This is a genomic window from Roseovarius bejariae (assembly GCF_009669325.1).
Lineage (GTDB): Bacteria > Pseudomonadota > Alphaproteobacteria > Rhodobacterales > Rhodobacteraceae > Roseovarius > Roseovarius bejariae.
This window is the reverse complement of the sequence record NZ_SZWE01000003.1, coordinates 17,125-37,068: the sequence shown is the minus strand read 5'-3', so window position 1 is coordinate 37,068 and position 19,944 is coordinate 17,125. Positions and strand designations below refer to the sequence as shown.

The following is a 19,944-nucleotide window of genomic DNA, read 5'->3' as shown; positions in this document are numbered from 1 at the left end:
GCCGTTTCCCTCTGTTCCGATGGTTCCAGCTTCTCATAGGCGACGGTGCGCGCGATATCAGGGAAGTTCGAGATATCGAGAGGTTTTATATCCGTCACCGGCTTCTCTTGCCCTTTGGGGACACGCGGATCGCTCTCGCGCAAGGCCCGCGTTTCCGCCCTGCGCTCCAGCTCGGCCTCCCACTCTTTCTTGCCTGTCTGCGCCCAAAGTGCGGCGGCTAGAACGTGGGTGTCGCCCAGTCCGCGCGCCAGATGCTTCGGCATGTCCGGGTAGGTTTCGAGATAGGCTCCGGCCACGGTGGATACAGGGTCTGTTTCGGTGCCGGCGTCTTTCATGACAGCCTCAGTTACGTCCGCGAACTGGCGAAGAAGCAGAAGATCCACGATTTCGCGTTCGCCCTCAGCGTTGGCGCGATACACGTCTTCCGGCGATCCGATGATATCGCGATGACGCGCGAGATAGTCGGCCTGTTCCTGCTTCAATTGGTGGAGCGCAAGTCCGTCGATGTCGTCGCGCCTTGCTTCGAGATCATCTTCATTCAGCCCTTCGTCGCGTAAATCCTGCCGGATGGCACGGCACCTGTCCTCGAAGGCCTCCTTCTCGAAATGGAAACCGTGATCCTCGGCCTCGATGCCATCGGTCCGAAGTATCCCCTCCCTGTTCAACCTGATTGCAATACGGTCAAAAGCACGGTTGAGCATGTCCCACGTGCGGGCATTGTCGTCAGCGTCTTGCAGGTTCAGCCCTTTGTAGGCAGCAATCTGCCTGGCATCCTCGTCGAGCCAGTCGTTTTCGAGCGCCTCGTTATCTGCACCGGCCTCGATCCGGGCGATGACACTCTCCGAAGAAATCCCCGTACCGATTAGCGCCCATCCGATATGCGACTCTATCTCAGGGTCGCGAAGTCGCTCCAGACGGGCAGGGTCGATATTTCTTGTGGAATAAATCTCCGTATCGGATGGTGGTTCGTTCAGAAGATGCGATCGCTCATCGAGAGGCTTCGTATGCGCAAGGGGCTTCAGGGTATCATAGACATGCTTCTGCATTCCGGGCCGCTCCGCCGGCGAAGCGGCCTCGATCCTTGCCTGTGCCCGCTCGTGCGCCGCATTGAACCGGGCGCGCAGTGCCTCCGCCGTATAGACATGTCCTGTCGGCTCCAGCTGTCCGCCGCTCTCCAGCACGCCCCCGGCCCGCATTAGTGGCGCTCTCAGCTCGCCATCCGGCTCTTTCGCTCCGAGCTGCGCGTATTCCCTCGCCATAGCCTTGATCTCGGCCTGTGTGGCCGTCAGATCACCTCCGAACCGCTCTCGGCCCAGGGCTGCCCTGCCCTCCTCGCGGGCCGCATAAACCTCGCGTGTTCGCGGCGGATAGTCGATCACCCCGCGATGCACCCGCCGCGTGGCCTCAAGCCTGACACCGATCTTCTCGGCCGCCTCGACCATCGCGATCCGGAAAGCGTCGTAGTTGAAGTGATGATCCCGCCCCAGGTAGAAGAACTCCCCTTCCTGCGACTTGCGGTTCAGCACGACATGGGCGTGCGGATGATCCCGGTCCTCGTGCACCGCGATCAGGTAGTCGAAATGCCGCCCGTCCTCGTCATTGCTGAAAAACCGCTCGCAGACCTCGGACGCGATGTCGCGCACGTCCTCGCCCTTGGTGCCGATCGGAAAGGACATCAGCATGTGGGTGGTTTGCCCGAGCTTTGGGTGGAACCCGTCGCTCCAGCGCCGCACATAGCGATCCGCAACCGCCTCGATCTCCTTGCCCGTCAGCGTCTCCTTGCCGTCCAGAACGCCCCGGCTGTCCACGATATGCGAGGACTTCGTGGTCAGGTAGTCGAGCTGGCGCACCAGCTCCGCCCGCGTGTGACACCCGCCCGAGCGGATCGCCTTGAACACCGCCGCCCGATGTCCCCGCGCGGCGCGCGCCATCTGCAACCGTTTCGGCTCTCCCGTAAGGCCCTGCATCGAGCCGCGAACGCGGCTCCACCCTTCGGCAAACAGATCGCCCGTGACGGCACTGACCGCGTCAACCTTTGGCATCGGCCAGCTCCTTCAGCGCATCGCCCGCCGTCATGGAAATTCCCTCGACCCGCCGCCGCGCCAGCAGATCGACCTGGTCCGCGAAATCCAGAACGAACCCCGCGAGCTGCCGCATCTGTGCCAGATCGTCCCCGGTAAACGGCGGGCGCTGGCCCTTCAGGTTCGCCTCGTTCATCCGCTTGGCGATTTGGGTGACGTTGTTGCCCACCTGGTTCAGCGCCGCCCGGAACCCCGCCAGCTCGTCGGCCAGATGCACGTCCGGCTGAAACAGCCCCGCCGCCCCCTGCACCAGCCGCCGCATCCCGTCCGAGCGAGTCTCGATCCCGTTCTTTGCCAGCACCGCATCGAAGGCTGACATCTCCTCGGGCGTCAGCGTCACGCTCATGGCCTCGGTCCGGATGCCGCTGTCGCGCCGCCCCTGCTCGGCCTTCCGCAGCGTGTATTGAGTGGCGCGGGGCGTGACCTCGAAGCGCTTGGCCAATGTCGAAACCGCCACGCCACGACGCGCCTCCGCGACGATCTCGCGGCGTTGCTCTGGGGTGAGGCGGCGTCGGGTGGTCATCGGCTTCCTTTGCGAGCAGGATGCGAACAAAGACACCCTATTTCCTGCCACACTCTAACAATCAAACCCCACTCTGACAATCGGAACTCTCGCTATGAGGATCGGGAGTTGGAAAAGAGCAAAAATGCGGGTCAGTCGGAGACTGGTGGTCTGCCTTTGACCTTGTAGACACGCCCGCTGTTCGGTGGGCCTTTCGAGGCGTTCACGATGGTGGGCAGAATCCAGATCAATCTGCGCTCGGTGCGGTCCTTCCCGACCGGCTGGCGGCGAAAGTGCCCGGACCGCCAATGGGGCGTGACACTGCCCCCTGCCCCGTCACCGGATGTGCGCGCTTCTCCTCCGAAGGCATCGAGGTCGATCCGGCGGACGGAAACGAAACCGCGCTTCTTCAACGCGTTCTGTGCATCGCGCCGCTTCTTCGGTGAGGGCGCGGATGTGACCTTGGCGATCAAGGCTTCCGGTGTGTCGGCGGGCCAGGTCTCCGACAGCTCGGCGTCATCCGGACGGGCGGTCAGGGCACAGAGCGCGCCAAGGATCAGCGACAGGGCGTTCTTCGCCTCGGACAGATTGCGGCTCTTGAACTTTGCCAGCCCCTCGGATGCGGAAACCGTAGGGATCGTGATCTTGATACCCGAGACCGCGGCTTCTTCCTGATAATCCACGACAGCTTCCCGAAATCTGTGCAGCCCGTCTTCATCGACTTCGAGGTCCAGGGCATTGGTGTCGAGCGCTTCGCCCAGGGCCGCCTCGAACGTGTCGTCAGCAGTCCCATGAAGAGCAAACGTGAAATGCGGTTCATATGAAAACGGCCAGTGCGCCCCGTAATCGGCTCTCAGGGTGCTCAGAGCGTCCCGTGTGGTGATACAGACGTCTATGTGGCGCGTTCCTGTCTCTGGGTCCACAGGAGCGGCTGTGACGTAGGCTCCGTCCACGACAAGGGCTTTGGGATGGTCTCTGGTGCCGAACGCTATCCCACTGCCCTCTTCGAAGCCGATATAGAGCACATCGAAGGGCATCCTGAGATCCCCGACACGCACATCGCCCAGGGAGGTCTTGCGCAGGGCATCCCGCAACGGGGTCGAAAGCGCGTAGATGTTCATGCCGCACCGCGCGAGCTGGCCGTAGCGATAGGCCTGTTCGGTTCGTTGAATGAGAACACCTATGCCTTCGGGGCGCTGACCGCGCGGAACCATCTCGATCGCGTCGTTGTAGAGACTTTGAACAAGAGCTTGCAGATCGTTGAACTGGTCAGGTGTTGGATAGGTTTTCCATGCTCGGCAAACACGCGAAACGCCACTGGCATATCCGGGCCAGTATTTTTGAACCCTAAGCGGGTGGTGATCGTCTCGGCTGATGTTGCTCGATATGCGCGGTTGGTTGGTCATGCGGCTCCTTGTTTCTCCGGCATCTTGCCTGGTCGCTCCATTGGTTGAGCTCTTGGACGAATCGAAAAATTGCTTCCCGGCTTTCTAAGCAGGGTCCGACAGCTGCCGTTCATGGGTGATTTCTGGAGATGGGCGCTCATCGGTGAGTGTTATATATGTGTTAAATATAGTGTTACGAGAATCGGTGGAATCTCAAGCCATTGATATTGAACTGTAAATCATCTCTGTTTTTGGCTGTCGGTGTGTAGAGTATCGAAGAAAGGTGGGTAGACTATCGAGGAAAGGTGTGTAGACTATCGAATAACTTACCCCTCGGGTGGGCAGACTGTCGAATAAAAGTGTGTAGAGTATCGAAGAATGGCACGGCCTAGAAAAAGGACAGCTCTGCTACCGCAACGGCATACTGAGCCGGATCTGTTTGTTTGCGATATTCTGGACGCGACGCCCAAAAGTGACCGTGCTTCGATGGAGCACCCCCTGTTCTCACTCTCGGTCAAGAAAGACCTTGCCGCTTTCGAGTACGAACAGGGCAATGTGAAAGTGAAGATCACACCAGCGGCCAAAGAAGGTCGTGCGAACGTTTTCGACAGAGACATTTTGATCTATGTGCTCAGCCAGCTCATGGCAGCCAAGAACGAAGGCCAAGAGATTGGTCGCCGTGTTCGCATTTCTGCGCATGACCTTCTGAAAGCCACAAACCGGCACACAACCGGACAGGCGTATGCAACCCTTCGGCGCGCCCTCACCCGCCTTCAGTTTACCCAGATCGAAACCAACATTCATGATCATGGCTTAGGCGAATGGCGGTCGATCTCGTTCATCACCGATGCACGGATTGTCAAGGAAGACTCCACAGGTCGCCTACTTGCCGTTGAGCTCGAAATGGGCGACTGGCTCGTTAAAGCCATTGAAAACAAGAATGTTTTGACGCTCAACAAGGCCTATTTTCAACTTCGGAAGCCGCTGGAGCGGCGTCTTTACGAGCTTGCCAGAAAGCATTGCGGAAAGCAGGACGTCTGGCGGATTGGTTTGGACAAGCTCCAACATAAGACCGGTTCAACGTCTACGACTAAAGAGTTCAAGCGTCTCGTCAAGGCGATCTGCAAAGCGGATGAAGATCAGTCGCATATGCCGGACTACAGGTTTCGCCTGATGCACGATGTGCTTGAGGTATCACCCAAGCCTGAATTTCTTGATGTTTACGGTGACAGCCCCGCCTTGGCACCAGACTCAGCGGTTAGGCTCTCAACAGAAGCATACGAGAAGGCCCGCGAGGCTGCACCAACTTGGGATGTTTACTTCCTAGAACAGGAATGGCGGATGTGGATGAACGATCCACCACGTCATCCTGATGGCGCGTTCGTTGGGTTTTGCCGCAAATGGTATGAGCGCAAAGGAAAGGCACCCTAACAGGTAACTAATATCTAATATCAGTTACCTGTTGCCTATTAACCGTTATCAGTTGACTGTTAAGTGTTATCTGTTAGAGTTGCCGAAAAACGAGGGCAGAAAATGGCACAGGTCATCAGTGTAGTTCAGGAAAAAGGCGGGGCAGGGAAGACAACTCTCCTGACGGCCTTGGCGAGCCTCATGGTTGAGGACGGAGCAAAAGTTGCGGTGATTGATACCGACCCACAGCGCCACTTGGAAGCATGGGCGAAGAAGGAAGAAACAGATCTTGATTGGCTTTATGAAGAAAACGACGAAAAGCTGATCCCGACGGTCAAGGCACTGAAAAAGTCTGAGACCGCGTATGATGCAATCTTTGTGGATACCGCCGGCTTCAAGTCGGCCATGGCGATGCACGCCATTGCGGCCGCTAACCTGGTCCTGATCCCCTCCAAGGCGAATGAAGCGGACGCGAAAGGCGCGAAACGCACCTATTCCCATGTTCAAAGCGTTGCCGAGACGATGGAAAAGGAATTGCCTGCGCTCGTGGTGATGATGGACGTGGACACGAACACCAATATTACCCAAGCGATCACGGATGCGCTCGATGCACAGGGTGTACCGCGTCTCAACGCTATGTGCGCGCATCGCACGGGCTTTAAGGAAATGACATCAACGGGCCAGTCACCGCAAGGATCGGCACGCCGATCTGCGAAGTCCGTGTTGGCCGATTTGCAGGGCAGGGGCCTGCTCAGTTTCTACAGGAGTGGCTCATGGCCAAAGTCAGCGTAAATCTCGATGACGATTTGAACGATGGTGCTGACTCCCGGAAGCTGAAGGAGTTGGCCGCGCCGCTGCCAAGCGTGAGTAGAGCAAAATCGTCTGCTCTCAGGGACGCGCCAAGGGTTCAGTTTTCCTTCACGAACGTTCCCAAGCCGATCAAGGAAGCCTTCGCATCCGAAGCGCAGAAGCGCGGAATGACCCAGAAAGAATTGCTGTATGAATGCCTACGGGCCGGCGGGATCAACATACCGGACACGGCGGAAATTGATGGCCGTCGAAGGTAGGTGTTATCTGTTATGGGGTGTTCCGGGGGCGAGAAAAGGGCTTGCAAATTGTACCTTATGTGGTACATAGCGCTGTGAGTGATCAAAAGCGACTACCGGCGCGCTTTTTCGAGTCCGGCACCGGCAAGGTGCCCGTGCGAGAATGGCTTCTGGGCTTGTCTCAAGATGACCGTAGGGTGATTGGTGATGACATTCGCACGGCGGAGTTTGGCTGGCCCATCGGTATGCCGCTCTGTCGGTCGATCAAAGGACGAAAGGGTCTCTGGGAAATCCGCTCTAATCTGAGCGACGGTCGAATTGCCCGCGTGTTCTTCTTCGCCCATGAGGGCAGTATGGTTTTGCTGCACGGGTTCATCAAGAAGAGCCAGAAGACCCCGGACAAGGAACTGGATGTCGCGGATAAACGAATGCGAGGACTAGGATGAGCACCGATACTGAAACCGGCAAAGCAGGGCCGCTTTTTGAGGACTTCCTGAAAGAGCAGGGCACCTATGAAAGCACGACCGAACAGGCCGTGAAGCGCGTTCTGGCGTTTCAGCTGACAACGGCGATGAAAGAACAACATATCTCAAAGGTGGAGATGGCGAAGCGTCTTGATACAAGCCGCTCTCAGCTTGATCGCCTGCTCGACCCGAACAATAATAGCGTCACGCTTGCTGTTTTGGCACGCGCTGCGCAAGCTGTCGGTCGCACGATCAAGCTGGAACTGGTCTAGAACCGCTGTGACCGACGCCAACCGAGTCATAGATGCAAAAGCAGGTGAGCTTGAAACGGTTGATCAAGCCGTAATGGGCCAAGTCGTCGGCGTCGCCCAGGCCATCGGTGATATGCGTAAGGCGCTCGATGCCCTTGATGGATTGCTCGATGATCGACAATTCGAGAAAGCAGCGGCGGCTGGATATCAAGATATCGCTGCGGCGTTCATCTTCCTCCAGCGCACCTTGGGCGGCTTGCACAGCGCGGAGCTTGATCGTCACACCTTCATTTCGAGCGTCGCAAAAGAACTACAATGCGCCTATGAGGATGCAGAGCCTTTCGTAGCAGCGCGCCTTCAATGTCTGAAACCGAAACCGGAGCTGACGGAGGAGGAGCTGGCGGCCGCCAAAGCGCGGTTCAAGGAAACGCTGGACAGCGTGAGTTCGAAAGCGGGAAAGGAGCGCGGCTGATCCAGCTCTGCTGGTTGTCCGAAAGAAATTTCCTCGATTATCTCGCTAGATTGGACCCGTTAGCCAGCATGTCGATGTAATCATCCACGGCCTCTTGGAAAGGCCGCTCTTAAACCGTCCGTATCGCTGGCGTGAAAGCCCACGCCCGCAGGAATATCCGCAACTCGCCCCGTGAATATCGCGTCTTCCCGGTCGAAAACGATGACCGCCGAGTACCCTTTGTGCTCCAGCGTCTCCGTCAGTGATAGCGCCATTGCTTCATTCAAGCCTCTTATAAGGCTTTGGCCAAACACGCTCATTGCGAGGCCTGTTTACGTGGCCGGCCACCTTTCGCGCCATTCGCTCGGGATGCTGCGGCCTTGGCCGGAGATTTTTTGCGACCCGCCTGTCTCGCCATCGCCTTGCTCATCCAGTCCTTGGTGCCAAAAACACCGGCGACGAGGGCCGGGACATACACATCGGCGTCCAGCTGCGGCCAGTGCAGATTGAAACCCATGCCATCGACGTCAACGCTTGCCAGCTCGTCAGGGCTGGCCCCGTTCAGGTCCTGCACGAGATCAGCCGGAAACACGTAAGCGCAACCGTTCGCGAGATCGACGGTAACGCGGCCTGTCTTTCGATCGTAGCGGGCCGCGATAGCACGGGGCTCTGCTTCCAGTGCGGCACGTCCTCGGGCTTCCGCCGCTTCGAATTGTGCATCAGTCAAGTTTGCCATGGATACGCTCCCATTCCGCTAAGAATTCATCTTGGCGCTCGATCACATCTGCCATGAGACGCCGTTGGTCGGATCTCTTGATGCCGATGAAGTAGACCGGTTCGGGTCCGCCATCGGGGCCGGTCAGGTTGACCTTCGCCTGCCCAGCCCCGGTGATATGGATATGCGCCGGTTCGTGATCTGCCGTGTAGATGACGAACCGGAAGCCGTGGGCGCGGTGAATGACAACCATGGTGACTATATAACCTAACGGTTGGGTTATTCAAGTGAAGATGCACTCAACTGTCCGCAGCGATCGTGCCATCTGCAAGACGCTCGAAACCAGTAAGGTCGTTCTCATCAAAGACATGCTCGGCGACAGCGTAAGGCGGGCCATTGAACCACGAGGGATCATCATAATCAGAAATCTTGATCGCGATGATCGTCCTGATGCCGATATCCGTGCAGCGCCATAGTCCCGTCGCCGTTCGAAACTCATCGCCAACCTTGAACTCGCTGTGCAGCATGTTGCCTCCTATGGCTCGCCCAAAACCTTAGGCTCGCCTGATCGTATTCGGACTCACCTTGAAGAGCCGCGCCAGTTCCGCAATGCCGCGCCCGTCTTCATCACGCATCCGCCGTACCTCGGCCCGGCGTTCCGGTGACAGGGCAGGGGGCCTACCACCTATTCGGCCTTGTTTGCGCGCCGACGCCAATCCTTCCTTGGTCCGCTCGGAAATCCGTTCGCGCTCAAACTGCGCGATGGAGGCGAAGACATGGAACACGAGGCGGCCTGCCGATGTGGTCGTGTCGATGTCCTCAGCCAGGGAGCGAAAGCCAGCGCCGTTTTTCTGGATGGCCTCCACGATGGTCAGCAAATCCTGCAAGGATCGGCTCAGGCGGTCGTATTTCGTGACAGTCACAACGTCGCCGTCGCGGAGCTGTTCAAGCATAGCCGCGAGCTTTGGTCGCTGCGCCTTCGCACCAGAGACTTTTTCCGACCAAATGCGCTCCGCACCCGCTGCCTTCAGAGCCTCGATCTGAGCATCAAGATGCTGGTCCTCTGTCGAAACGCGTGCGTATCCCAGGATCATGCCAAAAACCTTCAAAAACCATCTTGGTTTTGAACGGGGTTTTTGGCGGCGTCAAGAGGGCACCGTGTACGATCTTCCAAAAACGACCGTTTTGAGGACACCTTATGGCCCGTAGACTTTTTTCCTCCCGCGCGTATGCGGAACTCTTCGGGGTGCCGATAGATTCTGAAGCCTTGATCCGTCACTATCTGCTGAGCGGAGATGACATTGACCTGATCCGTACCCGGCGTCGCGCCGAAAACCACCTTGGGCTTGCGGTTCATATTTCCTTGCTGCGCCACCCTGGCCTGGGGTGGTGCGAAGATCTTATGCCGCCCGCTGAACTGATCATCTGGCTTGCAGAGCAACTGCAGGTCGATGCTTGTTCTCTCGGTGAATATGCCGTCAGGCGAAATACCCGGCATGAACACCATGCCCTCGCGATGCATCACTTGGATTTGTCTTCATTCGGGCCGGAGCATGTGCAGTAGGCAGAGGATATTGCTACGAGGGCGGCGTTCGCGACGGATCACGGCGCCACTCGGATGGGATCACATCATCCTGTCAGGGGACTTTGACTGGCATTCAGGGGCGGCAGAGCGTAAAATTACACGACTGTTGAACATCAGGCCCGCCAGAGATTGGGGAACTTGATGATGTTTATGTAATGTTCTCCCTTAGCGTGGTTCTACGAAGAAACCTTCCGATGGGGCCAGAAACCAGATGTCATCCATGCGGCGGGCCACCGGGGGCGCATTGGTCGGGCGCCCCCGGTGGTTCTTGTACATGTCCAGCATAGTTGTCCTCCGCTGTTTGAGGCGCACCGCCGGGCGCGCTCAGCCCTCAAATCCGCCTTCTGCAAGCGGCGAATCCACCGCGCGGCACCACAGGATCAGCGAGTCGTGGCTAGCAACGTCGGTGCCGGCGGAGACAGGGCGCGGGACAAACGCGGCGCCGCGGGGGGTGCACGCCTGTTTAAGCCGCCGGCCAAAGGGCCCGCAAGACCTGCGGTCGGGTCCGCCACGGTGTGCATTTCGCTCCGGCGCCCGCTCAGGCCCGCGCCCTTTTATCGGCGTCTTTCAGTATCTGCTTTAGCCGCGGGTACAGGCCGCCGGTCTGCATCAGCGTGCAATTGAACCGGATATGGTCGCCGAACCGCGCGGACGGGCTGAAGGATTCGCCCGGCGCCAGCACGACACCGCTTTCCAGCGCGACGTCGGAAATCAGCCGGGCAGAGGCCGGGCCGGGCCACCGGGCCCAGACAAAGACGCCGCCCTTGGGTTTGTAAGGCACTTCGAAACCGATGCTCTCCAGACGGTTCACCGCCGTTTTGCGTTCGTCGGCGACCGTCTTTTGCAGCGATCGGAGGTTGCGCCGGTAAAGTCCGCTGTTGAGCAGCTTGTAAGTGGTGATCGACGTCAGGGTGTTCAGCCCGAAACTCGCTGCCGCGAACCGTTCGGCAAGCTGTTTGGCGATGTGCGGTTCGCACGAAATGAATCCGCAACGCAGACTGGGCGATATCGTCTTGGAGAAACTGCCGATATAGGCGAGGCCGGCCTGGCCCGACAATGCAGACAGTCGTGTCGTCGCGTTCTCGTCGAGATCGGCATAGACGTCGTCCTCGACGACATAGACCCCGGCTTCGCGCATTAGGACCAGCAGGTCGAAAGCCTGGTTTGTCGTGATGCTGGACCCGGTCGGGTTATGCAGGACCGGACTAAGAAGGTAGAGTTTCGGCCGGTGCGCAGAAACCAGACGCCGCAGCGCTTCGAGGTCGCGCTCGGTTCCGGCGAACGGCACGCCGACCACTTTCACGCCGTAGAGTTTGATCATGCTGGTGAAATTCAGCGATGTCGGATCGTCCACGAAGACCGTGTCGCCGGGGGACAGCATCAGGCGGCAGATCATGTCGATTGCCATGCTAGCGGAATCGGTGATCAGAACAGATTCGCTGCGGCTCTTGATGCCGAGGGTGGCAAAGCGATCGACAAGAAGTTTCCGCAACGGCAGAAAACCGCGCGGATCTGTGTAATTCAGCAGCTCGTCCGTCTTGGCGCGTGCCGTTTCCCGCAAGGCGAACCGCAGCGCTTCGAGCGGCAATGTATGGCTGCCCAGCCAGCCGCCGCTGGGGTGAAATCCTTTCGTCGGAAAACGGCCGCGCCGGTCAGGAGGGTCGGCGGGTGTCACGGTTTTCGGCACCGGATGCGGGGTATCGGGTTTGGCGCTGCGCTGTTTGACGAAAAAGCCCTGATTGCCGCGCACTTCGATCAATTCGAGTGCCAGGAGTCTTTCGTAAATCTCGACCGCGGACGACTTGGAGATTTTCCGATCTTCGGCCAGCTTTCGGAGTGACGGCAGTTTCGCATTGGCCGCCCAGTGTCCGTTTTCGATGTCCGCAGCAAAGGATTCGACGATTGATTTAATGCTTGGTTTGCGTTGCACGGTTTTCCGCTCAAACAATCTAACAAATTGGTAATACGAGATAAAACCTACGCGTATCATGCGTTTCAGCAGTACAGTGCACCCTTTTAAATTGCAAGCGTCCCTTTTCATGCAGAGCGATTTTGACTTTTTTTCGCCCAGACCATTAACTGCTTGGACGGATGCCATGACTCTCGAATACCGCGACTTTGTTTCTGCTCCGCTCCTGCCCGATGATCTGATCTACAATTTGTCGGAGCGCGAAAAGAGCGACATCGAGGATCTGCTGTCGGAATTGGTTTCTCAATTCGATTCCGTCGAAAGCAGCGAGGCGGCCTTTGCCTGCGAATTGATGGCCGCGCGACTTCCGCAAAACCTGTTGGGACTGCTCAAGCTGATCGCCAGCGGCGAGGTGCCGTGCGGCTATCTCGTGGTGCGCGGTTTTGACATCGATGACGCCGCGATCGGCCCGTCGCCGCAACATTGGGATCAGCCTTGGGACAATCGCCCGTACCTGCGCGAAGAGTTCTTTCAGCTCTTGCTGTCCAGCGCCGTCGGCGGTGTCTTCGGATGGCGGACCCAGGAAAACGGACGTTTCCTGCGCCACATCGTTCCGATCGAGTCGGTCAAGGACGAACAACTTGGCGGCAGCAGTGCAACGACGCTGATGTGGCACACGGAAGAGGCGTTCCACCGCGGCCGCGCGGATTTCTTCACCCTGATGTGCTATCGCAACCGCGAAAAGGCGACGACCAATATCTCGTGCATCGACGATTTCGACCTGCCGCCCGAAACGGTGGATATCCTGCGTCAGCCGCGTTTCATCATCTTGCCCGACAAGTCGCATACGCCGGTGGAAAACGAGAGCGAGCAATGGAAGCTGAACGCCGACGCCTTCAAGCTGATCCAGCAGATGATCGACGATTCGCAGCCGGTCCCGTTGATCTACGGTCGTCGCGACATGCCGATGATGTGCGTCGATCAGGCCTTCGTTTCGGCCCTGGACGGCGATGACGAGGCGGACGCGGCGCTGAACGCGATGCATGCGGAGCTAGACCGCGTGTCGGTGTCGCTGCACCTGGAACCGGGCGAGATCGTTTTGCTGGACAACCTGCGCGTGGCGCACGGACGCTCGATCTACAAGCCGGATTACGGCCCCAAGCACCGCTGGATGCGGCGCGTCAATATCGCCAACGGCCGGCGGGTGAATTTCGATCTGCGCGATCGCGAAAATATCCGGGTGATGCTGTGAGCGCCGGGCAGTCGCATCTGCTCCCCAAGATCGCGCTTGTCTGCGCGGTCTTCTTCTGGGGCAGCTCCTTTATTGCGATGAAACAGGCCGTTCTGGTTCTTGATCCGGGAAAGATCATCTTTTTCCGAATGCTGATCGCGGCGATCGGTTTCCTAGTGCTCTACAGGTTCTGGGGCCGGTTCGAATACAGGTCCGGCGACTGGGTCTATCTGCTGATCATGGCGCTGTGCGAACCGGGGATCTATTTCTTCCTCGAAAGCCAGGCGCTGCGGCTGACGACCGCGGGTGCGGCGGCGACGATCAATGCCTTACAGCCGCCTATCGTGGCCCTGCTGGCCTGGGTCATCCTGCGCGAATATCCCCGGTTCTGGACGCTTTCCGGCTTTGCCGTCTGCATCCTCGGTGCCGTCGGGCTGAGCTTGGGATCGACCGGAACCGAGTATGCGCCGATGCCGTGGCTGGGCAACCTGCTGGAGCTGGGCGCGATGGCCGCGTCGGGTGTCTACGTGATCCTGCTCAAGAAGATGTCGGACCGCTACAGTCCCTTTCTGCTGACCGCCTTGCAGGCCTTTGCCGGTGTGGTGCTGTTTTTCCCGCTGATCTTCTTCGGCGAACCGCTGAGCACAGACATTCCGGCATCCGGCGCAATCGCCGTGCTGTACCTGGCCACGTTCGTCACGTTCGGCGGGTACTTTTTGTACAACTGGGGCATCGCCCAGACCTCGGCGGTCGAGGCGAGCATCTTTCTTAACCTGATCCCGGTCTTCGGCGTGACGCTTGCTTTCCTGGTGCTCGGCGAACAGCCGACGCTGTTCCAGGGTGCAATGACACTGCTGATCATCGCCGGCGTGCTGTTGTGCGAACTCGGCTCGACCTACCTGCCGACGCCGATGCGGGGCCGGGCCGCCGCTGCGCCGCCGCCGGTCCGACCGAAACCCTTTGACCCTCGGAGTTGACACCATGACACTCGAATCCGAAGTCCGGTCGTATTGCCGTACCTTCGACGTGGAATTCTCCACCGGCCGGGGCGGAACGATGACCACCACCGACGGCCGCCACTACCGCGATTTCCTGGCCTGCTGCGGATCGCTGAACTACGGGCACAATCACCCGGTTCTGAAGCAGGCGTTGACGTCGCATATCGCGGATGACGGGCTTGCCATGTCGCTGGACCTGAAAAGCGACCGCAAGCGCGACTTCCTGACGGCGTTCGAGACGCATATCCTCAAGCCGCGGAGGCTGGACTACGTGGTGCAGCTCCCCGGACCCACCGGCGCGAATGCCATCGAGGCGGCAATCAAGCTGGCCCGCAAGGTCACCGGCCGCAACGAGGTGATCGCCTTTACCAACGGGTTTCACGGTTGCACGCTGGGTGCGTTGGCGTTGACAGGCAGCGGGCATCATCGCGGCCAGTCCGGAACTCTGCTGAGCGGCGTCACCCGCGCGCCCTATGACGGCTATTATGGACCGGACATCTGCACCGCCGAGATGCTGGACAAGATGCTGTCGGACCCGTCCGGCGGGCTGGAGGCACCGGCCGCAATCGTTCTGGAGGCCATCCAGGGCGAAGGCGGTCTGAACATGGCGACACCGCGCTGGACCCGTCGCATCGCCGAGATCGCCCGCAAGCACGGCGCGCTACTGATCGTCGACGACATCCAGGCCGGGTGCGGTCGGAGCGGGGACTTCTTTTCTTTCGAAGCGCTGCGGATCACGCCGGATATCGTGACGTTGGCCAAGTCGCTGTCGGGCTTCGGCCTGCCGATGTCGATGGTGTTGTTCCGGCGCGAATTCGACTTGTGGCTGCCCGGAGAGCACAACGGCACGTTCCGGGGCAACAGCCACGCCTTTGTCACTGCGACGGCAGCGCTGGACCATTTCTGGGCCGACCTCGGCTTTGCCAAGACGGTCAAGGAAAACGCGCTGTTCATCGCCGGGCGGCTGAAGCGGCTGGCCGAAACGCACGGGTTGTCGACCCGGGGGCGCGGTTTCATGCAGGGGCTGCGTTTCGACGATCCGGTCGCCGCGCGCCGCGTCCAGCTGGCCTGCTTCAAGGCGGGGCTGATCCTCGAAACCTGCGGGCCGCATGACGAGGTGATCAAGCTTTTGCCCGCGCTGACGCTGACGCGTGACGAACTGGCCGAGGGGATCGACATCCTGGCCGATGCGCTTGCCACCACACTTTCCAAGACGGAGGAACCGGCATGACCAACATGAGCCACATGCGACACGCCGAGGCGCATATCTATGACTGCATCGGCGTCGGCTTCGGGCCGTCGAACATGGCCCTCGCGATCGCCTTAGGCGAAGTCGGGGCGTTGGACAACTGCCTGTTCCTGGAGGCGCAGGACGACATCCTCTGGCATCCCGGTATGCTGCTGGACGGGGCCGACATCCAGCACAACCCGTTGCGCGACCTTGTCACGCCGCGCAATCCCGCCAGCCCCTACGGCTTTCTTGCCTACCTCAAGGCGCAGGGTCGGTTGTTCGACTACCTCAACCTGTCCGCTCCCTATCCGCCGCGCACGGAATATGCCGGTTATGTCAATTGGGTGGGTCGCCAGTTCCTGGACTACGTTTCGCTGAACACGCGTGTCGTCGCGATGACATACACCTCCGACATGTCGGGCACGCCGCTGGTTGCGGTTTTGCTGGATGACGGGCGCCGCCTGCTGGCGCGGAGCGTCAGCTTCGCGCCGGGCCGGTCGAATTACATCCCGGCGCAATTCGAAAGTGCGCTCGGTGACGACATTGTGCACCTGTCGGGCTACCGCTTTGCCCGCGACCGCTGGCTCGGCCGTCTGGACATGCCGCGCGTTGCTGTCGTCGGCGGCAGCCAGAGTGCGATCGAGATCCTGCTGGATCTTGCCGGGCGGGCCCGCCTGACAGGCATCTCGCGCGGCTTCGGCTTCAAGCAGAAGGACCTGAGTGCCTTCACCGAACAGATCTATTATCCCAGCTTCGTCGACATGTTCTTTGACGCAGGCGAGGGCAGCCAGCACAAGATCACCCGCGAGCTGTGGCGCAGCAACTACGGCGCGGCCGATCCGGACGTGATCGAGGCGCTGAACTTCAAGCTGTACGAGCAGCGGGTGCGGAACGGCGACAGCATCGAGATCGTGCACAACTGCGAAATCGCCGGAGTGGAAAAGCGCGGCGACGCCTACGCGATGTCCGTGACCGACCGTTTGAGCGGCGCCCCCCGGACGCTCGAGGTGGACGGCATCGTGCTGGCGACCGGGTTCCGCAACTTCGGCAACGCCGAGAACCAAGAGCCGTATCACCCGTTGCTGGACGGTCTGGCGACGCGTTTCGAGACGCGGGCCGATGGCGGCATCGCGATCGCCCGCGACTACCGCGTGGCGACGCTTCCGGGGGCGGCGACCGCTCCGGTCTTCATCAACGGCCTTTGCGAAACGACGCACGGGTTCGGCGACGCGGGCTCTTTCAGCCTCTTGTCGGTGCGGTCGGAACAGATCGCACGCGCCCTTGTCGATCACATTGCCGAGGCGGGTGCGCCCACCGTCCCGCAGCCCGAGGAACTGACCAATGTATGATCTGCTGCCGACCACGGATTTCGATATCGAGACATTCGTTCAGCGCAAGTCCGATGCGACGACGAGCTTCGAATACAATTGCCACCTGCGGCGGTTGTACCCGTGGGCCGGGGTTGCCGACACCAAGCGTCCGGTCAGCGAATTCGGTGCCGTCTGGGTCACTGTCGACCCGATGACCGATGCCGACGATCACGATCACGACGAGGAAGAAACCTTTATCGTGATCGCGGGCACGGCGCGTTTCGAGATGGAGGGGCAATCGACGCTGCTGCATCCGGGCGATGTCGGGTACGTGCCGCGCTACTGGCATCACCGGATGGCAAATCCCGGCACCGAGCCGCTGACCTTCATCGACATCTACTGGGACGATCAGGGCCGGAGCAAGGACGCGTACCTTGCGTCCCGGAACTGACACCCGAGCTATCAGGAAACCGAACGATGCTAGATACCACTTTTGCCGGCCGCTACGCCATCGTGGCCCCGCCGCCGACCCCCAATGGCGACCTCCATGTCGGCCATATCGCCGGACCGTATTTCGGGGCGGACGTGCTGCGGCGGTACCTCAAGCTGCGCGGACAGACCGCGGTCTGCGCCCTCAGCGTGGACCTGAACCAAAGCTACGTGGTGACCACCGCGGAACGGCTGAGAACCGATCCGATCACCCTGGCGCGCCGCTCGCATGACGAGATATCGAAAACGCTCGGCATGTCGGGGATCGAGTTCGATGTCGTGGGGATGCCCGACGCCGATTACGGCTCCTATGTCAGCGACTGGTTCAAGGATCTGTACGCAAGCGGCGCGCTGGAAAAACAGACGCGCGCGGTGCCCTTTGATCCCGAGCGTCAACGGTTCCTGTTCGAATCCTATGCATCGGGGCGGTGCCCGACGTGCCTGGCGGGCACGAACGGCAATATTTGCGAAGCCTGCGGTCACCCCAATGACGCCCTCGATCTGTTCGGGCTCTACCCGACCGGGGGCATGGCCGGCGACGCGTTAGAAACGCGCGAGATCACCGAATACGTCCTGCCGCTGGAAAACTACCGTGATATGCTCTGGGAGCATCTGACACGGCACATCCCGGAACGCCGCCCGATGCTGCGCCGGCTGATCGGCGAGCTGTTCGCGCGTCCGCTGCCGGATTTTCCGGTGACGTTCAACTCCGATTGGGGGCAGGCCGCGCCGTTTCCCGGCGCCGAAGGCTCTGTCATCAACGTCTGGGCGGAAATGGTGCCGGGGCACTATTACTGGCTGTCGCAGGCGCACGGCCGCGACGGCGGCATGCTCAAGGACGACGGCGCGACAAGCTACGTCCAGTTCCTAGGGTTCGACAATTCGTTCTTTTACTGTGTCGCGCAACTTGCCCTGGCGTTGGCGGCCCGGCGCGCGGGGATGGACCATCTCTTGCCGGACGCGTTCGTGACGAACGAGTTTTACCTGATGGAGAACTTCAAGTTCTCGACCAGCCAAGGGCACCTGATCTGGGCGCGCGACATGCTGGCCGAGGCCGATCGCGACGAGCTGCGGTTTTATCTGGCCTGGTCCAACCCCGAATACAATCAGGCCAATTTCACCGTCGCCGATTTCGAAAAAGTCGTGGACAAGAAACTGCGCCGCCCGTTCGCTGCCCTCTTTGCCGATCTGCCCGTCACGGGTGCGGTCGATCCGGGATCGCGCGAGGCGGGCGCGGTTCTGGACCGGTTTGCCTCGGCCTACCAGCCCGAGCATTTCAGCCTGCGGACCGTGGCCCAGACCATCGCCAACGGACTCGACTTTGCGCTGGCAAGCGACGGTCCCCGGCGAACCGAGATCGCTGCGGCGCTGGCCGTCGGGATGGCCCCGATCATGCCGGACACGGCGGCGCGCTTGTGGGCGGCATGCGGTCAGAACGGTCCCTTGGCTTGGCCCGAGCGGAGCGCCGAAGTCGCATGACCCTGGCATTGTCGGACCTGCCGCAGATCATTGCGCGCCATCCCGAGCTGAGCCTTCGGCAGATCGACGTGTTCTGCGACGGCCCGCGCAGCGGCAACCCGGCGATGGTGGTGTTCGGCGGTGACGGGTTGAGCGCGGCCGCGATGCAGGCCATCGCAAGCGCAGTCAACCTGTCCGAAACGGTGTTCATTCTCGCGCCGACGAAAGGCGCCGACTACCGCGCGAGGATTTTCACCGCGCGGCGGGAAATCCCCTTTGCCGGCCATCCGGCACTGGCCGCAGTGCATGCTTTCGCGGAAGAGACCGGCTCGGACGCGCTGGACCTGATCCAGGCCGACGGGCTGGGGCAGACGGAAATGGTTCGTGACCGGCCGGGCGGCGACTGGCGCGTGGCCTTGCCGGCCCCGCGTTTCGACAAGCCCGCGCCGCGGACGCCGAGTGAGATCGCCGCGATGCTGGGGCTTCCGGTCGAGGCTTTGACGCCCGAGCCGCCGCACCTGGTCGCGACGGGCGTTCGTTGGCTGCTGGTCGGGCTGCGCGCGGATACGGCCTTGGGCGACGTGCGCCCCGACCACCCGGCCATCGCCGAGTGGAGCCGCGCGAGCAAGTCGGTCGGTCTGGTACCGTTCGTGCGGTCACGCCGGGCCGGCGTCGACGCGGAGCTGCGCAGCTTCGCCCCCGCCGAGGGCATCTACGAAGACCCGGTTTGCGGGTCCTGCGCCGGTGCCCTTGCCGCGCTCTTGTCCGGCGGGCAGGCGCAGAGTTTCACGTTCCTCCAGAACGGAGGCGCCAAGCGCCCCGGGCGGATGCGGGTGCGTCTGGCCCCCCCGTCCCCGCCGACCCTTTCCGGACGGACCATAACCGCGATCCGCGGTGTCACCTGTCCCGTCCTGGCACCTTCCCTGATCATAAAAACCAAGGAGACACCTCATGATTGACAAGATCCCAGACCACAACGCGCTGGAATGCGCCGTTCTGGATTACTTCAACGCCTGCAATTCGCGCGACGAAAGCGGTATTCGCAACGTCTTCGACAAGGACGTAGTGAACTACTTGCCCGGCGGCATGTTCGGCCCCGTCCACGGCGTCGAGCCGCTGATCGAGCTGTGGAAAAGCGAGGGCGAACAGATCAACTCGCATTGGCACATCGAGACGGTGTTCGGCGACCCGGAGCGCAAGACGGCGGTTGCCGAATGGACGGCGATGAAGCCCGGCCGCAACAAGATGTATCGCGGTGTCGACTGGTTCACCTTCAACGACGAAGGAAAGATCACCGAGGTTCGCGGCTACTACGCGGCGCCCCGCGACGACAGCCTGGGCAGCAACGAACTCGGCGGCTTCCCTTATGCCGAGCGCGGCTGGACAATGCCCGAATTCCCCATCACCTACGAGTGATTTCATAACGAG

At 60.5% G+C, this 19,944-nt stretch carries 24 protein-coding genes; 15 read left to right on the top strand and 9 right to left on the bottom strand.

Going from position 1 to position 19,944, the window contains the following annotated elements; translation table 11 throughout:
• The 3 genes from FDP25_RS16995 to FDP25_RS16985 form a co-directional block, all read right to left on the bottom strand.
• The coding region (locus FDP25_RS16995; protein ID WP_154155263.1) for a relaxase/mobilization nuclease domain-containing protein at positions 1 to 2,042 on the bottom strand (2,042 nt) is incomplete at its 3' end.
• On the bottom strand, positions 2,029 to 2,604 hold the full coding sequence (locus FDP25_RS16990; protein ID WP_154155260.1) for a transposase: 576 nt from the start codon (positions 2,602 to 2,604) through the stop codon (positions 2,029 to 2,031). The genes FDP25_RS16990 and FDP25_RS16995, both read right to left, overlap by 14 nt.
• A gap of 131 nt (positions 2,605 to 2,735) precedes the next feature.
• Positions 2,736 to 3,989, bottom strand: coding sequence for an AcrVA2 family anti-CRISPR protein (locus FDP25_RS16985; RefSeq protein ID WP_154155257.1), 1,254 nt, complete (start codon positions 3,987 to 3,989; stop codon positions 2,736 to 2,738).
• Between the two features lie 357 nt (positions 3,990 to 4,346).
• Here FDP25_RS16985 and FDP25_RS16980 point away from each other — a divergent pair, with 357 nt between their 5' ends.
• The 6 genes from FDP25_RS16980 to FDP25_RS16955 all read left to right on the top strand — a co-directional run bounded on the left by FDP25_RS16980 (position 4,347) and on the right by FDP25_RS16955 (position 7,611).
• Positions 4,347 to 5,399, top strand: a complete 1,053-nt coding sequence (locus FDP25_RS16980) for a replication initiator protein A (protein ID WP_154155255.1) — start codon at positions 4,347 to 4,349, stop codon at positions 5,397 to 5,399.
• Between the two features lie 102 nt (positions 5,400 to 5,501).
• On the top strand, positions 5,502 to 6,170 hold the full coding sequence (locus FDP25_RS16975; RefSeq protein WP_154155252.1) for a ParA family protein: 669 nt from the start codon (positions 5,502 to 5,504) through the stop codon (positions 6,168 to 6,170).
• Positions 6,152 to 6,445 carry a hypothetical protein gene (locus FDP25_RS16970; protein WP_154155249.1) on the top strand — a complete coding sequence of 98 codons (294 nt, stop codon included), beginning with the start codon at positions 6,152 to 6,154 and terminating at the stop codon, positions 6,443 to 6,445. Before FDP25_RS16975 ends, FDP25_RS16970 begins: the two co-directional genes overlap by 19 nt.
• A 74-nt stretch (positions 6,446 to 6,519) precedes the next feature.
• Positions 6,520 to 6,870 (top strand): type II toxin-antitoxin system RelE/ParE family toxin, encoded by a 351-nt coding sequence (locus tag FDP25_RS16965; protein ID WP_343032105.1) that lies wholly within the window; start codon positions 6,520 to 6,522, stop codon positions 6,868 to 6,870.
• Positions 6,867 to 7,160, top strand: a complete 294-nt coding sequence (locus FDP25_RS16960) for a helix-turn-helix domain-containing protein (protein WP_154155243.1) — start codon at positions 6,867 to 6,869, stop codon at positions 7,158 to 7,160. The genes FDP25_RS16965 and FDP25_RS16960 overlap by 4 nt, the downstream gene beginning before the upstream one ends.
• Positions 7,161 to 7,167: 7 nt before the next feature.
• Entirely contained in the window at positions 7,168 to 7,611 is a 444-nt protein-coding gene (locus FDP25_RS16955; RefSeq protein WP_154155240.1) for a hypothetical protein, read from the top strand.
• 80 nt (positions 7,612 to 7,691) lie between these two features.
• Here the strand turns inward: FDP25_RS16955 and FDP25_RS17125 are convergent, their stop codons facing one another.
• Genes FDP25_RS17125 through FDP25_RS16935 form a run of 5 tightly spaced genes read right to left on the bottom strand, consistent with a single transcriptional unit; the run spans position 7,692 to position 9,399 of the window.
• On the bottom strand, positions 7,692 to 7,910 hold the full coding sequence (locus tag FDP25_RS17125) for a hypothetical protein (protein WP_172982842.1): 219 nt from the start codon (positions 7,908 to 7,910) through the stop codon (positions 7,692 to 7,694).
• On the bottom strand, positions 7,907 to 8,326 hold the full coding sequence (locus FDP25_RS16950; RefSeq protein ID WP_154155237.1) for a DUF2442 domain-containing protein: 420 nt from the start codon (positions 8,324 to 8,326) through the stop codon (positions 7,907 to 7,909). The genes FDP25_RS17125 and FDP25_RS16950 overlap by 4 nt, the downstream gene beginning before the upstream one ends.
• A complete protein-coding gene (locus FDP25_RS16945) occupies positions 8,310 to 8,558 on the bottom strand; it encodes a DUF4160 domain-containing protein (RefSeq protein WP_154155234.1) in 249 nt (82 codons plus the stop codon). The genes FDP25_RS16950 and FDP25_RS16945 overlap by 17 nt, the downstream gene beginning before the upstream one ends.
• Positions 8,559 to 8,604: 46 nt before the next feature.
• Entirely contained in the window at positions 8,605 to 8,832 is a 228-nt protein-coding gene (locus FDP25_RS16940) for a hypothetical protein (protein WP_154155231.1), read from the bottom strand.
• 27 nt (positions 8,833 to 8,859) lie between these two features.
• Positions 8,860 to 9,399, bottom strand: coding sequence for a recombinase family protein (locus FDP25_RS16935; RefSeq protein ID WP_154155228.1), 540 nt, complete (start codon positions 9,397 to 9,399; stop codon positions 8,860 to 8,862).
• A gap of 104 nt (positions 9,400 to 9,503) precedes the next feature.
• On the opposite strand from FDP25_RS16935, the gene FDP25_RS16930 reads away from it, so the two are divergent.
• Complete coding sequence (locus FDP25_RS16930) at positions 9,504 to 9,869, top strand: DUF4158 domain-containing protein (RefSeq protein WP_246175983.1); 366 nt, start codon at positions 9,504 to 9,506, stop codon at positions 9,867 to 9,869.
• Positions 9,870 to 10,428: 559 nt separating this feature from the next.
• Here the strand turns inward: FDP25_RS16930 and FDP25_RS16925 are convergent.
• Positions 10,429 to 11,838: an aminotransferase-like domain-containing protein gene (locus FDP25_RS16925; protein WP_172982841.1), complete on the bottom strand. Its 1,410-nt coding sequence runs from the start codon at positions 11,836 to 11,838 to the stop codon at positions 10,429 to 10,431.
• 91 nt (positions 11,839 to 11,929) lie between these two features.
• Here FDP25_RS16925 and FDP25_RS16920 point away from each other — a divergent pair, with 91 nt between their 5' ends.
• The 8 genes from FDP25_RS16920 to FDP25_RS16885 are packed head-to-tail and all read left to right on the top strand — an operon-like array spanning position 11,930 to position 19,932.
• Entirely contained in the window at positions 11,930 to 13,051 is a 1,122-nt protein-coding gene (locus tag FDP25_RS16920) for a TauD/TfdA family dioxygenase (RefSeq protein ID WP_172982840.1), read from the top strand.
• Positions 13,048 to 14,007 (top strand): EamA family transporter, encoded by a 960-nt coding sequence (locus FDP25_RS16915; RefSeq protein ID WP_154155219.1) that lies wholly within the window; start codon positions 13,048 to 13,050, stop codon positions 14,005 to 14,007. Before FDP25_RS16920 ends, FDP25_RS16915 begins: the two co-directional genes overlap by 4 nt.
• Positions 14,008 to 14,011: 4 nt before the next feature.
• Complete coding sequence (gene ectB, locus FDP25_RS16910; protein WP_154155216.1) at positions 14,012 to 15,259, top strand: diaminobutyrate--2-oxoglutarate transaminase; 1,248 nt, start codon at positions 14,012 to 14,014, stop codon at positions 15,257 to 15,259.
• A complete protein-coding gene (locus FDP25_RS16905) occupies positions 15,256 to 16,608 on the top strand; it encodes a SidA/IucD/PvdA family monooxygenase (protein WP_154155213.1) in 1,353 nt (450 codons plus the stop codon). Before ectB ends, FDP25_RS16905 begins: the two co-directional genes overlap by 4 nt.
• Positions 16,601 to 17,020, top strand: coding sequence for a cupin domain-containing protein (locus tag FDP25_RS16900; RefSeq protein ID WP_154155210.1), 420 nt, complete (start codon positions 16,601 to 16,603; stop codon positions 17,018 to 17,020). The genes FDP25_RS16905 and FDP25_RS16900 overlap by 8 nt, the downstream gene beginning before the upstream one ends.
• A 26-nt stretch (positions 17,021 to 17,046) precedes the next feature.
• Positions 17,047 to 18,537 carry a class I tRNA ligase family protein gene (locus FDP25_RS16895; RefSeq protein WP_154155207.1) on the top strand — a complete coding sequence of 497 codons (1,491 nt, stop codon included), beginning with the start codon at positions 17,047 to 17,049 and terminating at the stop codon, positions 18,535 to 18,537.
• Positions 18,534 to 19,475, top strand: coding sequence for a PhzF family phenazine biosynthesis protein (locus tag FDP25_RS16890; RefSeq protein ID WP_172982839.1), 942 nt, complete (start codon positions 18,534 to 18,536; stop codon positions 19,473 to 19,475). The genes FDP25_RS16895 and FDP25_RS16890 overlap by 4 nt, the downstream gene beginning before the upstream one ends.
• A complete protein-coding gene (locus FDP25_RS16885) occupies positions 19,468 to 19,932 on the top strand; it encodes a nuclear transport factor 2 family protein (protein WP_154155201.1) in 465 nt (154 codons plus the stop codon). The genes FDP25_RS16890 and FDP25_RS16885 overlap by 8 nt, the downstream gene beginning before the upstream one ends.
• Positions 19,933 to 19,944: the final 12 nt, after the last annotated feature.

Bases quoted from the DNA above. Each gene is read 5' to 3' on its own strand.
- FDP25_RS16990 (WP_154155260.1), bottom strand. From the start codon at position 2,604: ATGACCACCCGACGCCGCCTCACCCCAGAGCAACGCCGCGAGATCGTC.
- FDP25_RS16985 (WP_154155257.1), bottom strand. From the start codon at position 3,989: ATGACCAACCAACCGCGCATATCGAGCAACATCAGCCGAGACGATCAC.
- FDP25_RS16980 (WP_154155255.1), top strand. From the start codon at position 4,347: ATGGCACGGCCTAGAAAAAGGACAGCTCTGCTACCGCAACGGCATACT.
- FDP25_RS16975 (WP_154155252.1), top strand. From the start codon at position 5,502: ATGGCACAGGTCATCAGTGTAGTTCAGGAAAAAGGCGGGGCAGGGAAG.
- FDP25_RS16970 (WP_154155249.1), top strand. From the start codon at position 6,152: ATGGCCAAAGTCAGCGTAAATCTCGATGACGATTTGAACGATGGTGCT.
- FDP25_RS16960 (WP_154155243.1), top strand. From the start codon at position 6,867: ATGAGCACCGATACTGAAACCGGCAAAGCAGGGCCGCTTTTTGAGGAC.
- FDP25_RS17125 (WP_172982842.1), bottom strand. From the start codon at position 7,910: ATGAGCGTGTTTGGCCAAAGCCTTATAAGAGGCTTGAATGAAGCAATG.
- FDP25_RS16950 (WP_154155237.1), bottom strand. From the start codon at position 8,326: ATGGCAAACTTGACTGATGCACAATTCGAAGCGGCGGAAGCCCGAGGA.
- FDP25_RS16945 (WP_154155234.1), bottom strand. From the start codon at position 8,558: ATGGTTGTCATTCACCGCGCCCACGGCTTCCGGTTCGTCATCTACACG.
- FDP25_RS16940 (WP_154155231.1), bottom strand. From the start codon at position 8,832: ATGCTGCACAGCGAGTTCAAGGTTGGCGATGAGTTTCGAACGGCGACG.
- FDP25_RS16935 (WP_154155228.1), bottom strand. From the start codon at position 9,399: ATGATCCTGGGATACGCACGCGTTTCGACAGAGGACCAGCATCTTGAT.
- FDP25_RS16930 (WP_246175983.1), top strand. From the start codon at position 9,504: ATGGCCCGTAGACTTTTTTCCTCCCGCGCGTATGCGGAACTCTTCGGG.
- FDP25_RS16920 (WP_172982840.1), top strand. From the start codon at position 11,930: ATGCAGAGCGATTTTGACTTTTTTTCGCCCAGACCATTAACTGCTTGG.
- ectB (WP_154155216.1), top strand. From the start codon at position 14,012: ATGACACTCGAATCCGAAGTCCGGTCGTATTGCCGTACCTTCGACGTG.
- FDP25_RS16905 (WP_154155213.1), top strand. From the start codon at position 15,256: ATGACCAACATGAGCCACATGCGACACGCCGAGGCGCATATCTATGAC.
- FDP25_RS16900 (WP_154155210.1), top strand. From the start codon at position 16,601: ATGTATGATCTGCTGCCGACCACGGATTTCGATATCGAGACATTCGTT.
- FDP25_RS16895 (WP_154155207.1), top strand. From the start codon at position 17,047: ATGCTAGATACCACTTTTGCCGGCCGCTACGCCATCGTGGCCCCGCCG.
- FDP25_RS16890 (WP_172982839.1), top strand. From the start codon at position 18,534: ATGACCCTGGCATTGTCGGACCTGCCGCAGATCATTGCGCGCCATCCC.
- FDP25_RS16885 (WP_154155201.1), top strand. From the start codon at position 19,468: ATGATTGACAAGATCCCAGACCACAACGCGCTGGAATGCGCCGTTCTG.